We start from the raw sequence: 13,543 nt of genomic DNA, 5'->3' as shown, positions 1-13,543 counted from the left end.
CACCGAAAGACTCCCATGCCCCTGTCCAGGCTCGACGCCCATCCCGCCCTCCTCCTCATCGACCTCCAGCAAGGCATCGTCGCCCTGCCGACGGCGCATCCCACGCCCGGCGTGGTGGCGCACGCCGCCGAACTGGCCGCCGCCTTCAGGCGCCGCGGCTGGCCGGTGGTGCTGGTGAACGTGGTAGGCGGTGCGCCCGGTCGCACCGACCCGCAAGCCGCGCGACCGGCGCCGGGCGCCGATTGGGCCCAACTCCTGCCCGAACTCGATGCGCAAGCGCAGGACATCCGCATCAGCAAGAAGACCTGGGGCGCCTTCACCGGCACCGGACTGGAATCCGCCTTGCGCGAACGCGGCGTGACACAGGTCGTGCTGGCGGGCATTGCCACCAGCATCGGCGTCGAGTCGACGGCGCGGCAGGCGCATGAGCTCGGCTTCCACGTCGCCCTGGTGGTCGACGCGATGACCGACCTCAACGAGCAGGCGCACGCGAACAGCCTGGCGCGCATCTTCCCGCGCCTGGGCGAGACCTGCCGCACACGTGACGTACTGGCGCTGCTGGAAACCCTTTGAGCGAAACCTTCCGCTCGCTGCGCATCCGCAACTACCGCCTGTGGGCGGCGGGTGCGATGGTTTCCAACATCGGCACCTGGATGCAACGCACGGCGCAGGACTGGCTCGTCCTGACGCACCTGACCCACCACAACGCCACGGCCGTCGGCATCGTGATGGCGCTGCAGTTCGGGCCGCAACTGGTGCTGCTGCCCTTCACCGGGCTCGCCGCCGATAGGTTGAACCGGCGCAAGCTGCTGATGGTCACCCAGGCCGCGATGGGGACGCTGGCACTGGGCCTGGGCCTGCTCACCATCAGCGGCATGGTGCAGCTATGGCATGTCTACGTGTTCGCGCTGCTGCTGGGTTGCGTGGCGGCATTCGACGCGCCGGCGCGCCAGACCTTCGTGGCCGAACTGGTGTCCGATACCGATCTCTCGAACGCGGTGGCGCTCAATTCCACCTCCTTCAATGCGGCGCGCATGGTGGGCCCGGCCGTGGCCGGCATGGTGATCGCCGCCACCGGTCCCGGCGAAGCCTTCCTGCTCAATGCGCTGTCCTTCGTGGCAGTGCTCGTATCGCTGGCCTGCCTGCGCAAGAGCGAGCTGTTCTCGAGGCAAGGCGCGGTGGGGCGCAGGAGCGCAAGCCTGATGGAGGGCTTTCGCTATGTGTGGATGCGGCCGGATCTTCGCGCGGTGCTGGCGATGCTGTTCCTGGTGGCCACCTTCGGCCTGAACTTTCCGATCTTCATCTCCACCATGTCGGTCGGCGCCTTCCATGGCGGGCCGGGGCAGTACGGCCTGCTGTCCTCGACGATGGCGATCGGCTCGGTCACGGGCGCCCTGCTCGCGGCGCGCCGGGCGAAGCCGCGATTCGGGCTCCTCGTGCTCGGCTCGGCGGTGTTCGGCTTCGGCACCCTCGCTGCCGCGCTGATGCCGAATGTGATGGCGTTCGGCATGGCCCTGGTCGTCACCGGCGTGGCGGCGCAGACGATCACGACCTCCACCAACAGCCTGGTGCAGCTCTCGACCGAGCCCGCGCTGCGCGGCCGTGTCATCGCGATCCTGCTGGCGACGCTGCTGGGCAGCACGCCCATCGGCGCGCCGGTGGTGGGCTGGGTCGCCGACACCTTCGGCCCGCGCTGGGCGCTGGGCGTGGCCGCCGCCGCGGGGCTGGCGTCCGCGGCCATCGGGTTGCGCTACCTGGTCAGACACCACGGATTGCGTCTGCGCGTGGAAGGGTGGCGGCTGCGATGGAGCATGCAGGCCGCTGCGAGCCCGGGGGCGGTGCGCGCGGAGGTGGCGGCGGAGGTGGCGGCGGAGGCGGCGGCAGAGGTGGCGGCAACGGGGACGGAGGCGGGGCGCGTGGCTGGCTGATCGGCTGCAGGAGTGGGGGGACGCAGCGCGAGGTGGTGGCTGGACGCCGTGGTGCGCCGCCCTGACAAGATGGTGACGCAGGCCATCGCTGTGGACACAATGGCGCATGCAAGCGCTGCAACACATCGATCCGCGGTCCATGCTCGACACCTTGGTGAGCCTGGGCTCCGCCTTCATCCTCGGCGGGCTCATCGGGCTCGAAAGGCAGGTGCGACAGCGCACTGCCGGCTTGCGCACCAACACCCTGGTGGCGGTGGGCGCCGCCTCCTTCGTCGACCTGGCGCAGGGACTGTCGGGTGACGATGGCGCCGTGCGCGTGATCGCCTACGTGGTGTCCGGCGTCGGGTTCCTGGGCGCCGGGGCGATCATGAAGGAAGGCGCCAACATCTTCGGCATCAACACCGCGGCCACGCTCTGGGGCTCCGCCGCGGTGGGGGCCTGCGCCGGCGCCGACCGCATCGGCGAAGCCTTCGTGGCGGCGCTGTTCGTGCTGGCCAGCAACACGCTGCTGCGGCCCGTGGCCGACCGCATCAACCGCAAGCCGATGCGGGAAGAAGACAGCGAGGCCAACTACACGGTGCACGTGGTCTGCCAGAAGGCCGTGAGCGCCGAGGTGCACGACCGGCTGATCGAATGGCTCGAGGCGCAAGACTACCCCGCGCGCCACGTGGAGCAGAGTCCCTTCGGCCGGGAGGACGTGGAGACCCGGGTTGTCCTCTACGCCTCCTCGGTCGTCCCTGAGCAGCTGGACGCGGTGATGGACAAGCTGGAAGCGCTGCCGGGCGTGACCCATGCGTTCTGGAATGCGAGCGCGCAGTCGTGACCAGGACGCATCTGCTTGCCGGTTCCTTGCCAGTCGCTGGACAGTCCACGTTGACGGCCATCCACGTGGTCGCCGAGTGCAAGCGCTTCCAGCCATGCGACTGACGCAGGCCCTGCCGCTGGGGACCTTCGGACTGGCGCGGTTGGCCGCGGGGGTGCTGGCCGCGCTCTGCATCGCCGCGCCCACGCTCGTCGTCGCGCAACAGGTCTTCCCCGGCGCCTCGTGGCACACGCCGGCCGACAACGGGCAGCCCAGTGGATGGTCCGCGGACAAGCTCAAGCTGGCGGATGACTATGCCGATTCGCTTCGCTCCGATGCCTACCTCGTGGTCCACCGCGGCGTGCTGGTGCATGCCTATGGGGACACCCGTCGGCCGATGAACCTCGCGTCGGTTCGCAAGAGCGTGATGAGCGTGCTCTACGGCATCCAGGCGGATCGCGGCGTCATCGACCTGAACCAGACGCTGGGCACGCTGGACATCACGGACAAGGGCGGCCTGTCGGAGCGCGAGCGGACCGCCACGGTCCGGCAACTGCTGCAATCGCGCTCGGGGGTCTACCACGAGGCGGCTTACGAAACGCCGGAGGCGAAGAAGCGCCGGCCCGAGCGCGGCAGCCACGACCCCGGCGCCTTCTGGTACTACAACAACTGGGACTTCAACACGCTCGGCACCATCTTCCAGCGCCGCACCGGCCAGGACGTGTTCCAGGCCCTGAAGACCGACCTCGCCGAGCCCCTGCAGTTCGAGGACTTCCGCTACCCGCAAGACACGAAGTTCGAATACGAGCGCAGCTCGGAACACCCTGCCTACCTGATGTACCTGTCCGCGCGGGACCTGGCGCGCGTCGGGCTGCTGGTGAGCCGCGATGGCCAGTGGAACGGGCGCCAGGTCGTGTCGACCGCCTGGCTGCGCGAGAGCACGAAGTCGTACAGCGCCGTGTTGGGCGGCAACGGGTACGGCTACATGTGGTGGCTGCCGTTCGTCGCATTCCCCGCATGGCGGCTGCCGGGCAACCATCCGCTGGTACTGGCGGACGGGGCCGGCGGCCAGTTCATGCTGATCGACCGGACGCGGGACATCGTGGTCGTTCATCGCGTGGACAACAGCAGGCTCTGATACAGGCGCAACGCCGTGGATGTGGGTCAGTTCGCCGTGCTCGCCGCACGCATCATCGCGGCGGCGCCTGATGAAAAGTAGTGGGCAGCGCGTACCGACCGGGGGCGCGCCCTGCGGGAAAGCCGGCATTCGCATGCGCCTCGCACGCAGCACAATCGGCGCATCCCACGCTGAGAGCAAGGCCTCATGCAATCCGGCAAAGCCACCCAAATCCAACTCGACATCACGTCGGACCTGCAGAAGTGGCGCGCCTTCCTGGCCATTGCCGAACTCGGGAGCCTGACGCGCGCGGCGCTGTTCCTGGACAGCAACCAGTCGCTGCTGAGCCGTCACCTGAACGCGCTGGAGCGTGAATGCAAGGCCCGTCTCTTCAACCGCACCGGACGCGGCGTCGCGCTGTCGGACGTGGGCCAGCGCATCTTTCCTCTGGTGAAGGCCCTGCTCTCCGACGCCGAGCAACTGGAACTGGAAATCCGGCGAGGCGCGCGAGCCAGCGGGGCGGGTCACCATCGGCTCGCTGCCCTCCATCACCAATCCGATCGTCGGGCGCCTGTTCAAGCAACTGCGCGATCGTCACCCCGGCATCCAGCTGAAGATCCTCGAAGGCTCCAGCGGGCAGGTGGAGGAATGGCTGGCCGATGCGCGCGTCGACATCGCGATCCTCTACCGCTACGGCACGGCGCTGCACGAGCAGGAGCAGGCGCTGGCCACGGTCGACAGCTACCTCATCGGCGCCGCGGGCGACCGGCTGACAGCGAAGCCGGAGATTCCCTTTTCGTCGCTGCATGAGCTGCCCTTCATCCTGCCGAGCGCGCCGAACGGACTGCGCACCGCGCTCGACGCGATGGCACGTCAGGAACACATCACGCTGGCGCCGGTGCTCGAGGCCGATTCGCTGCCGCTCATGCGATCGACGGTCGCCGAGGCGCTGGCCGTGACCAACGCAAAGCGGATCCCGGTGCTCAAGGATGTGCCCACCATCGGCGAGCTGGGCTTTCCAAAGGCCGAGGCCTACAACTGGTACGGCATCTCGCGCCGGCCCGCACTTCGCCCGAGATCATCAACAAGCTGTACACCTCCGTCGGTGCTGCATTGCGTTCGCCGGAACTGAAGCAGCAGTTCGACCAGCAAGGCGTGGAAGTCGTGGGCAGCAAGCCTGAGGAGTTCGGCGCCTTCATCGCCGCGGAATCGGAGCGTTGGGGCAGCCTGGCCAAGGCGGTGGGTGCCAAGATGGAATGAAAAAAAGCGGCCGGGTGGCCGCCTTTCTTGCCTTCATGGGCTTCAGCGACTCGTCACGGGCGCTGAAGCCTTTTTCCTTTACGCCGTCACGCGCCGCTTCGCGAGTTCGAGCTTGGCGATCGCATTGCGGTGCACTTCGTCCGGCCCGTCGACGATGCGCACGGTGCGCTGGTGCGCATAGGCCTCGGCCAGCCAGAAGTCCTGGCTGACACCGGCCGCGCCGTGCGCCTGGATGGCCCAGTCGACCACCTTGCATGACATGTTGGGCGCCACCACCTTGATCATCGCGATCTCGGCACGCGCTTCCTTGTTGCCCACGGTGTCCATCTTCCAGGCCGCATTGAGCGTCAGCAGGCGCGCCTGGTCGATCAGGCAGCGCGACTCGGCAATGCGTTCATGCCAGACCGATTGCTCGGCAAGCGGCTTGCCGAAGGCGATGCGCGAACGCAGGCGGTCGCACATCAGCTCGAGCGCACGTTCCGCGGCGCCGATGGAGCGCATGCAATGGTGGATGCGCCCCGGGCCAAGGCGGCCTTGCGCGATCTCGAAGCCGCGGCCTTCGCCCAGCAGGATGTTGCCCACCGGGACGCGCACGTTCTCCAGCAGGACTTCCATGTGGCCGTGCGGCGCATCGTCGTAGCCGAACACCGACAGGTGGCGCAGCACGCTCACGCCGGGCGTGTCGCGCGGCACCAGCACCATCGACTGCTGCGCATGGCGCGGCGCCTCGGTGTCGGTCTTGCCCATCACGATGTAGATCTTGCAGCGCGGGCTGCCGGCGCCCGAGGAGAACCACTTGCGGCCGTTGATGACGTACTCGTCGCCATCGCGCGTGATGGTGCACTGGATGTTGGTGGCGTCCGAGGACGCGACGGCCGGCTCGGTCATGAGGAAGCCGGAACGGATCTGGCCCGCGAGCAGGGGCTCGAGCCATTCGTCCTTCTGCGCCTCGGTGCCGTAGCGCTCGATGGTCTCCATGTTGCCGGTGTCGGGCGCCGAGCAGTTGAACACCTCGCCGGACCACGACACGCGACCCATGAGCTCGCACAGTGGCGCGTAGTCGAGGTTGGAGATGCCGGGCACGCCGCGATGTTCGTGCGGCAGGAACATGTTCCACAGGCCGGCCGCGCGCGCCAGCGGCTTCAGCTCCTCGATCAATGGCGAGACCTGCCAGGCGTTGCCGCCGCGGCGGAACGCGTCCATCTCCTCGTGGTAACGCGCCTCGTTGGGATAGATGTGCTGGTCGAAGAACTGCCGCATGCGGTGCAGCAGGTCCTGGGTCTTGGGGGAAGGGTCGGCAAACATGATGTGTCCTTGGTCTTGAAGTGAGGCTGCGTCCGGTCCTGACGCTGCTGTTCAAGATTGGAACGCCGCCGATGGAAGATGGCCGTCCCGCGTGCGACGCGACGACCGAGGGAAACCCGGAGGCCGGAGGTCAGTCGAGGCGCACGCCGGAGCGCTTCACCACCTCGGACCACCGGGCCGTATCCGTGCGAATCAGCGCTGCGAATTCCTTCGGCGTGCTCAGGCGAATGTCGATGCCGGCATCGGCCATCTGGCGAACGATGTCTGGCGACGACATGGCTGCGCCGATCTCGTCATGCAGCCTGGCGACGATGGCGCCGGGCGTGCCGGCGGGCGCGAGCACGCCGAGCCATAGCGACATCTCGTAGTCGCTCATGCCGGGGGTCTCGGAGATGCTGGGCACGTTCGGCATCGACGGCAGGCGCTTGCGGCCGGTGACGCCGAGCGGGCGCACCTTGCCGGTTTTGACGTAGTCGACGAAGTTCGACGCGGTGTCGAACATCATGGAGGTGCGGCCGCCGAGGAAGTCGGTCATCGCGGGCGCACTTCCCTTGTACGGCACGTGGGTCAGGTCGACCTTGGCCAGGCTCTTGAAGAGTTCGCCCGACAGCTGGCTGGTGGTGCCGTTGCCCGCAGATGCAAAGCTCAGCTCGCCGGGCGACTTGCGCGCCAGCGCGATGAGTTCGGTGACCGACTTCGCGGGGATTTCCCGGTTGAGCACCAGCAGGTTCGACGTGCTGTGCGTCAGCGTGATCGGGTCGAAACTCTTGACGGGGTCGTAGCGCAGGCTCTTGTACAGGCTCGGGTTGATGGTGAGCGAACCCATCGTGGCGAACAGCAGCGTGTAGCCATCGGGCGCAGAGGTCGCCACCGCTTCGGTGCCGAGGCCACCGCCGGCCCCTGCGCGGTTGTCGATGACCACGGGCTGGCCCAGTCGCTCCGCCAGTTTCTGGCCCATCGTGCGTGCCATGAGGTCGGTCGCGCCGCCGGCGGGGAATGGGACCACGAGTCGGATCGGCTTGTCCGGATAGCCGGCCGCACGGGCGGGCAGCCCCAGCGCCGAGAGGCCGAGCGATGCGCCGGCGAGCAGCATCCGGCGCCGGGTCGGCAGAAGGTCGCGCGGATACCTGGGTGCGCCAGCGGCCGTCATGGCTCAGCGCCCCGTGAAGACAGGTGCGCGCTTCTCGGCAAAGGCGCGCTGTGCTTCCTTCGCGTCGTCGGTCTTGCCGATCAGCGCCGTCATGTCCTGCTCGTAGCGATAGCCGTCGCGCAGGCTCATGTCCTCGATCACGTTGAGCGTGTGCTTGCCCATGCGCGTCGACACCGGGCTCTTGGAGGCGATGGTCGCGGCGAGTTCGAGCGCCTTCGGCATCAGGTCCTCCGGCGTCGTGCACTCCTCGATGATGCCCAGGCGATAGAGCTCCGCGGCCGGCACGCGCATGCCGGTCAGCATCATGCGACGCAGGCGGGAGTGGCTGAACAGGCGCATCGCGTGGCGGCAACCTCCGAGCAGTCCCACGTCGACTTCGGGCAAGCCCAGCGATGCCTTTTCCGATGCGATCAGGATGTCGCTGGAAGCGGCCATCGCCACGCCGGAGCCCAGCGCGGCGCCGTTGATCGCGCAGATCACCGGCTTGGCGCACTCGCGGATCGCATGGAAGCACTCACGCGTGCGGCGCGAATGCGCGGGCAGGTCGCCCGGCCCCTTGATGACCGAGGCGCGGCCCTTGAGGTCGGCGCCGGCACAGAACACCTTGCCCGCGCCGGTCAGCACGACGACGCGGACCTCATCCATCTCGGAGATGCGGTCGAGCGCGAGCGTGAGTTCGTCGTTGAGCGTGCGCGTGAGCGCGTTCACCGGCGGTGCGTTGAGCGTGAGGGTGGCGACGAAGTTGTCGAGCGCGTAGTCGAGTTGGGTCAGGTCGTTCATGGTCTCCGTTTCAGGCGCGAAGCGCGCTCGTCTTGTGGGGTGCGGCCAGTCTATTGAACGGGCTGCGGTGACGAAGCCATCGCGCCGGCAGAGCTGGTATGCGCTATCTGGCAAGTCTCGATTCGCCGGCTTCCGCCTCGACATCTCTTGGTGGCTAGTGTTTCCCAGGAGAGCGGTATGGCCCAAAGATGGTTCTGTGGAGAGCGATAAACGACAGTTCACTTGCGCGCCCTGTTTTTCGAGCACGAGGCGCTCGAGGAAGCGCGGTTGGTGCTGCGCCAAGGATCCCCAGCCTCCGGACTGGGAGGCTGCGATACCGAGTCATGCCTACCCCGATACGTTCGGGGTATCGGGCATTCGGCCCCAGCCTCCAGATCGCGCACAACCCTTCTCAACGAGCCACACCGACTGCCCCCGCGCGCAAATCGGCGAATATCGGCTTCTCCATCGGCCATCTCCGACATCGTCACCATGATCCATCAACTCGAATTGGTTTCCCGACTTCTTCTGGCGGCTGCTCTTGGAAGCGTGATCGGCTTCGAGCGGGAGCGCTTGTCCTGGGCGGCGGGCCTCAGAACCCATATGTTGGTCTGCGTGGGTTCCGCGCTCGTCATGATCGTCTCGGCGTACGGGTTCCAGGATGTCCTGAATTCGGATCATGTGTCTCTGGATCCGTCCCGGGTTGCCGCCCAAGTGGTCTCGGGCATCGGGTTCCTCGGTGCCGGCACCATCCTGTTGCGCGGCGAGGTCATCCGCGGGCTGACCACGGCGGCAAGCCTGTGGTCTGTCGCGGCGGTCGGCCTGGCCATCGGCGGCGGCCTGTACACGCCGGCGATAGCGGCCACGATCATCATTCTTGCCATCCTTGCGGGACTGAAGCCCTTCGAAGAAAAGTACTTCGCGGCCAAGAAGGGACGAGTCTTCCGGCTCGCTGCAGCGCGCGGCACCTTGACGATGACCCATGTCAACACAGCTCTCGGACCTCGCAGCCGGCTGGTGAGGCAGTTCATCGTCCAGAGCCACTCTGAACTGGCGGAGCAGGACGAGATCAGCATCGCGTTCACGCGGCTTTCGCCAGCCGATGTGCAGTTCGTCCGGGACAAGCTCCAGTCGCTCGAAGGCGTCTCTGAAGTCACGGATACCGAAGCGACGCTGCAGTAGAGAAGCGCTTTGGGCGCCACGCGCTCGGGCAGAAGTAGCCGCAAAGCCCGGTGTGCGCCTGAGCGCGCCGTCCTCACCGGCTTGCGCAAGGCAACAAGGCAACGCATGCCCGCATCGGCCGCGCGGTAGCGCACACGGTGCCCCGGCGCGCGTCCTCTCATCCCCCTCGGCGCATTTCCGTACACCGCCAGTGCCCGCGCCGGTGCACCATAAAGCCGTGCTCCACACCGACATCCCCGCCCGCCTCGACCGGCTCCCGTGGTCGCGCTGGCACTGGCGCGTCGTGATCGCGCTCGGCGTGGCCTGGGTGCTCGACGGCCTGGAGGTGACGCTGGTCGGCTCGGTGGGCGGCGTGCTGGAACGGCCGGACACCCTCGGCCTCACTGCCGCGCAGATCGGCGGGGCAGGCTCGCTCTACATCGGCGGCGCGGTCGTCGGCGCGCTGGTGTTCGGCCGGCTCGCCGACAAGCTCGGGCGCAAGCGGCTGTTCCTGGCCACGCTGGTCGTCTACACGCTGGCGACGCTCGCCACGGCCTTCTCGCCCAGCTTCGCCTTCTTCGCGGTGTGCCGCTTCGTCACCGGTCTGGGCATCGGCGGCGAATATGCGGCCATCAACTCGGCCATCGACGAACTGATCCCGGCGCGCGTGCGCGGCCGTGTCAACCTTGCGATCAATGGCAGCTTCTGGATCGGCGCGGCGCTGGGCGCGGGCGTGAGCCTGGTGCTGCTCGACCCGCGCGTGCTCGGCCCGGTGTGGGGCTGGCGTGGGGGCTTCGCGCTGGGCGCGCTACTGGCCATCGCGATCCTGCTGGTGCGGCGCGACGTGCCGGAAAGCCCGCGCTGGCTGATCTCGCACGGCCGCGCCGACGAGGCCGACGCGATCATGGCGCGCATCGAGACAGAGGTGTCGGCGCAACACGGCCCTCTGCCCGCCGTCACCACGCGGCTGAGCTTCGTGCAGCAGGCCGCGCCGACGATCCGGCAGGTCGCCGACGTGCTGTTTCATCGCTACCGCCGCCGCAGCGTGGTGGCGCTCTCGCTGATGATTTCGCAGGCCTTCTTCTACAACGCGATCTTCTTCACCTATGCGCTGGTGCTGACGCGCTTCCATGGCGTGCCGGAAGGCCGCGTGGCGCTCTACATCTTTCCGTTCGCATTGGGCAACGTGCTGGGGCCGCTGCTCCTCGGGCCGCTGTTCGACCGGGTCGGGCGGCGCCGGATGATCGGCGCGACCTATGTGCTCTCGGGCGTCGGGCTGGCGCTGACCGGTGCCGCGTTCATGGCCGGGTGGCTCGACGCGCTGAGCCAGGCGCTGTGCTGGTCCGCGGTGTTTTTCCTGGCGTCGGCGGCGGCGAGTTCGGCGTATCTCACGGTGAGCGAGGTGTTCCCGCTGGAGATGCGGGCATTGGCCATCTCGGTCTTCTTCGCGGTGGGCACCGGGGCCGGGGGCTTCGCGGCGCCGTGGTTGTTCGGCCTGCTGATCGAGACGGGCAGCCGGGGCGCGGTGGCCGTGGGCTATGGCATCGGCGCCGCGCTCGTGATCGCTGCCGGGCTGATCGCTTGGCGCTACGCGGTGGATGCCGAGCGGCGATCGCTGGAGGACATCGCGCCGCCGATGGGTTCCGGCGGTTGATTCAGCCCTACCCAAGCGGCACGCTCGCCTCCTTCAACACGCGCAGCACGAAGCTCGACTTGCTGTGCCGGATGCCGGGAATCTTGTAGAGCTTCTCGCGCAGCAGCCGCTCGTAGTCGCGCGTGTCGCGCACCGCGATGCGGATGTAGTAGTCGTAGTCGCCCGAGACCAGGTAGGCCTCCTGGATCTCGGGGATGGTGGCGAGCACGCGGCCGAACTCATAGAGCGTCTCGTCGGTGTGGCTCTCGAGCGTGAGCTGCACGATGACGAAGTCGTTGTAGCCGAGCTTGGCCGGATCGAGGTCCACCGTGTAGCGCTTGATGACGCCCTGCGCCTCCAGCTTCTTGATGCGCGTCCAGCAGCTGGTGGCCGACAGCCCCACCATCGCGCCGATCTCCTGCAAGGTGTGGCGCGAGTCATCGCGCAGCACGCGCAGGATGGCCAGGTCGACAGGATCCGTGGATTCTTCGGCAGGAGTGAGTTCTTGGCGATTGTTTTTCATCGTTCGGCCCAAACGAGACGGAAATATGAAGCCTATTCTGCGCCGAACGCAGAAAAATGAAGGCATGGAACTGCTCGCAACCGAAGGTCTTTCCCCGGCACAGCCGGCCCGCCTGCGCAATGGCGCCGTCGCCCTGCTCGACACCCTGGTCGAATGCGGCGTCGATACGATCTTCGGCTACCCCGGCGGCGCCGCGCTGCCGCTCTACGATGCGCTGCACGGCGAGCCGCGGCTGCGCCACGTGCTGGTGCGGCACGAGCAGGCCGCCGTGCATGCGGCCGAGGGCTATGCGCGCACCACGGGCCGCGTCGGCGTGGTGCTGGTCACCTCGGGGCCGGGCGTGGGCAACACCATCACCGGGCTCCTCGATGCGATGAGCGACTCGGTGCCGGTGCTGTGCATCAGCGGGCAGGTCGCCACCGCCGCCATCGGCACCAGCGCCTTCCAGGAGAGCGACGCGCTGGGCATGTCGAGGCCGGTGACGAAGTGGAACCACCAGCCGCGCGTGGCCGACGAGATCCCGAACGTGATCCGGCGTGCGCTAGACATCGCGGCATCGGGCCGGCCCGGGCCCGTGCTGGTCGATGTGCCGAAGGATGTGCAACTGGCGCCCTTGCGCAATGCACCGGTCGCGGCCGTGAAGCGCTCGCGCACGCTGCGTACCGCCATGCCGCCGGCCGCGATGCTGCAACGCGCGGCGGACCTGCTCTCCACCGCGCGGCGGCCGATCGTCTACGGCGGCGGAGGCCTCGTGAATTCAGGTCCTGCGGCCTGCGAGGCTTTCACGCGGCTGGTGAGAAAGCTCGATGCCCCTTGCACGCTCACGTTGATGGGCCTGGGCGCATTCCCCGCATCCGACCCGCGCTTCATCGGCATGCTGGGCATGCACGGCGCGCTGGAGGCCAACATGGCGATGCACGAGTCCGACCTGGTGGTGTGCATCGGCGCGCGCTTCGACGACCGTGTCACCGGCAAGCTCGACGAGTTCTGCCCGCGCGCGCGCAAGATCCACATCGACATCGATCCAACCAGCATCAACAAGGTGGTGAAGGTCGATGTGCCGATGGTCGGCGACTGCGGCGCGGTGCTGGATGCCCTGCTTGCGATGCCGCAACTCGACGGGCTCGCGCCGCAGAGACTCGCACCGTGGTGGCAGCGCATCGCGCGTTGGCGGGGCGAGCGCTGCTTCGACTTCGCGCCGCGCGCCGGCGAGATCCTGCCGCAGCAGTTGATGAGCGCGCTGCAGCAGGCGCTGCAGGGCCGCGATGCCATCGTCTCCACCGACGTCGGCCAGCACCAGATGTGGGCCGCGCAGTACCTTCGCTTCGAGCGGCCCGGTCGCTGGCTCACCTCGGGCGGCGCCGGCACCATGGGCTACGGACTGCCGGCAGCCATCGGCGCGCAGATCGCGCACCCCGATGCACTGGTGGTCTGCGTGAGCGGCGATGCGTCGGTGCTCATGAACATCCAGGAGTTGTCGACCGCGGCGCAGCACCGCACGCCCGTCAAGCTCGTGCTGTCGAACAACGGCTACATGGGCATGGTTCGCCAGTGGCAGGAACTGAACCACGGCAATCGCCTGAGCCACAGCTGGAACGAGGCGCTGCCGGATTTCGTGGCGCTGGCGAAGGCCTTCGGCTGGGGTGCGCGCCGCGTGTCGGACCCAGCGGAACTCGAGGATGCGCTTGCCGAGTGCCTGGCCTATGCCGGCGCGTTCTTCCTCGACGTGCAGGTGGCCGCGCAGGAGAACTGCTTTCCGATGATGCCGTCCGGGCATGGCCACCACCGGGTGATGCTGGCCAAGGACCGTTGGTACCAGGACGAGGACGGGGAGAGAGCCGATTGATGAGGGGGAATCGTGCTTGCTTCCCGCCCTGACTCGTGGCACAAGCTGACGTTTGACAT

The 13,543-nt window shown here is 67.9% G+C and carries 13 protein-coding genes and 1 pseudogene; 10 read left to right on the top strand and 4 right to left on the bottom strand.

The features are described from left to right. Positions 1-15 precede the first annotated feature (15 nt). The 7 genes and pseudogenes from HCU76_RS01480 (at position 16) to HCU76_RS36455 (ending at position 5,107) form a co-directional block, all read left to right on the top strand. Positions 16-573 (top strand): cysteine hydrolase family protein, encoded by a 558-nt coding sequence (locus HCU76_RS01480; RefSeq protein WP_218508228.1) that lies wholly within the window; start codon positions 16-18, stop codon positions 571-573. Next, entirely contained in the window at positions 570-1,928 is a 1,359-nt protein-coding gene (locus HCU76_RS01475; RefSeq protein WP_218508227.1) for an MFS transporter, read from the top strand. The genes HCU76_RS01480 and HCU76_RS01475 overlap by 4 nt, the downstream gene beginning before the upstream one ends. Positions 1,929-2,034: 106 nt before the next feature. Next, positions 2,035-2,751, top strand: coding sequence for an MgtC/SapB family protein (locus tag HCU76_RS01470; RefSeq protein ID WP_213955373.1), 717 nt, complete (start codon positions 2,035-2,037; stop codon positions 2,749-2,751). A gap of 76 nt (positions 2,752-2,827) precedes the next feature. Beyond that, positions 2,828-3,868 carry a serine hydrolase gene (locus HCU76_RS01465; protein ID WP_218508226.1) on the top strand — a complete coding sequence of 347 codons (1,041 nt, stop codon included), beginning with the start codon at positions 2,828-2,830 and terminating at the stop codon, positions 3,866-3,868. A 186-nt stretch (positions 3,869-4,054) separates the two neighbouring features. Further along, positions 4,055-4,222, top strand: a pseudogene (locus tag HCU76_RS36465) (LysR family transcriptional regulator); the annotation flags it as partial. Between the two features lie 154 nt (positions 4,223-4,376). Further along, entirely contained in the window at positions 4,377-4,979 is a 603-nt protein-coding gene (locus HCU76_RS36460; protein WP_371319751.1) for a LysR substrate-binding domain-containing protein, read from the top strand. After that, positions 4,886-5,107, top strand: coding sequence for a tripartite tricarboxylate transporter substrate-binding protein (locus HCU76_RS36455; protein WP_371319750.1), 222 nt, complete (start codon positions 4,886-4,888; stop codon positions 5,105-5,107). Before HCU76_RS36460 ends, HCU76_RS36455 begins: the two co-directional genes overlap by 94 nt. Positions 5,108-5,185: 78 nt before the next feature. On the opposite strand, the gene HCU76_RS01450 is transcribed toward HCU76_RS36455, so the two are convergent. The 3 genes from HCU76_RS01450 to HCU76_RS01440 all read right to left on the bottom strand — a co-directional run bounded on the left by HCU76_RS01450 (position 5,186) and on the right by HCU76_RS01440 (position 8,342). Next, entirely contained in the window at positions 5,186-6,412 is a 1,227-nt protein-coding gene (locus HCU76_RS01450; protein ID WP_218508225.1) for an acyl-CoA dehydrogenase family protein, read from the bottom strand. Between the two features lie 130 nt (positions 6,413-6,542). Then, complete coding sequence (locus HCU76_RS01445) at positions 6,543-7,562, bottom strand: tripartite tricarboxylate transporter substrate binding protein (protein ID WP_256353912.1); 1,020 nt, start codon at positions 7,560-7,562, stop codon at positions 6,543-6,545. 3 nt (positions 7,563-7,565) lie between these two features. Continuing rightward, complete coding sequence (locus HCU76_RS01440; RefSeq protein WP_213955366.1) at positions 7,566-8,342, bottom strand: enoyl-CoA hydratase/isomerase family protein; 777 nt, start codon at positions 8,340-8,342, stop codon at positions 7,566-7,568. 471 nt (positions 8,343-8,813) lie between these two features. Between HCU76_RS01440 and HCU76_RS01435 the strand changes: the two genes are divergently transcribed. Further along, complete coding sequence (locus tag HCU76_RS01435; RefSeq protein ID WP_218508224.1) at positions 8,814-9,503, top strand: MgtC/SapB family protein; 690 nt, start codon at positions 8,814-8,816, stop codon at positions 9,501-9,503. 217 nt (positions 9,504-9,720) lie between these two features. After that, positions 9,721-11,136, top strand: coding sequence for an MFS transporter (locus tag HCU76_RS01430; RefSeq protein WP_371319737.1), 1,416 nt, complete (start codon positions 9,721-9,723; stop codon positions 11,134-11,136). 7 nt (positions 11,137-11,143) lie between these two features. On the opposite strand, the gene HCU76_RS01425 is transcribed toward HCU76_RS01430, so the two are convergent. Then, entirely contained in the window at positions 11,144-11,638 is a 495-nt protein-coding gene (locus HCU76_RS01425; RefSeq protein ID WP_218508222.1) for an Lrp/AsnC family transcriptional regulator, read from the bottom strand. 64 nt (positions 11,639-11,702) lie between these two features. Between HCU76_RS01425 and ilvB the strand changes: the two genes are divergently transcribed. Beyond that, positions 11,703-13,484, top strand: coding sequence for a biosynthetic-type acetolactate synthase large subunit (gene ilvB / locus HCU76_RS01420; RefSeq protein WP_218508221.1), 1,782 nt, complete (start codon positions 11,703-11,705; stop codon positions 13,482-13,484). The last annotated feature ends 59 nt before the right edge of the window (positions 13,485-13,543 follow it).

The organism is Variovorax sp. dw_308, from assembly GCF_019207085.1.
In the GTDB taxonomy this organism is placed as follows: domain Bacteria; phylum Pseudomonadota; class Gammaproteobacteria; order Burkholderiales; family Burkholderiaceae_C; genus Variovorax.
This window is presented reverse-complemented; position numbering and strand designations above follow the sequence as displayed.

Excerpts from the sequence above, each read along its gene's own strand:
- HCU76_RS01480 (WP_218508228.1), top strand. The coding sequence starts at position 16 with ATGCCCCTGTCCAGGCTCGACGCCCATCCCGCCCTCCTCCTCATCGAC.
- HCU76_RS01450 (WP_218508225.1), bottom strand. The coding sequence starts at position 6,412 with ATGTTTGCCGACCCTTCCCCCAAGACCCAGGACCTGCTGCACCGCATG.
- HCU76_RS01445 (WP_256353912.1), bottom strand. The coding sequence starts at position 7,562 with ATGACGGCCGCTGGCGCACCCAGGTATCCGCGCGACCTTCTGCCGACC.
- HCU76_RS01425 (WP_218508222.1), bottom strand. The coding sequence starts at position 11,638 with ATGAAAAACAATCGCCAAGAACTCACTCCTGCCGAAGAATCCACGGAT.
- ilvB (WP_218508221.1), top strand. The coding sequence starts at position 11,703 with ATGGAACTGCTCGCAACCGAAGGTCTTTCCCCGGCACAGCCGGCCCGC.
- HCU76_RS01435 (WP_218508224.1), top strand. The coding sequence starts at position 8,814 with ATGATCCATCAACTCGAATTGGTTTCCCGACTTCTTCTGGCGGCTGCT.
- HCU76_RS01470 (WP_213955373.1), top strand. The coding sequence starts at position 2,035 with ATGCAAGCGCTGCAACACATCGATCCGCGGTCCATGCTCGACACCTTG.
- HCU76_RS01440 (WP_213955366.1), bottom strand. The coding sequence starts at position 8,342 with ATGAACGACCTGACCCAACTCGACTACGCGCTCGACAACTTCGTCGCC.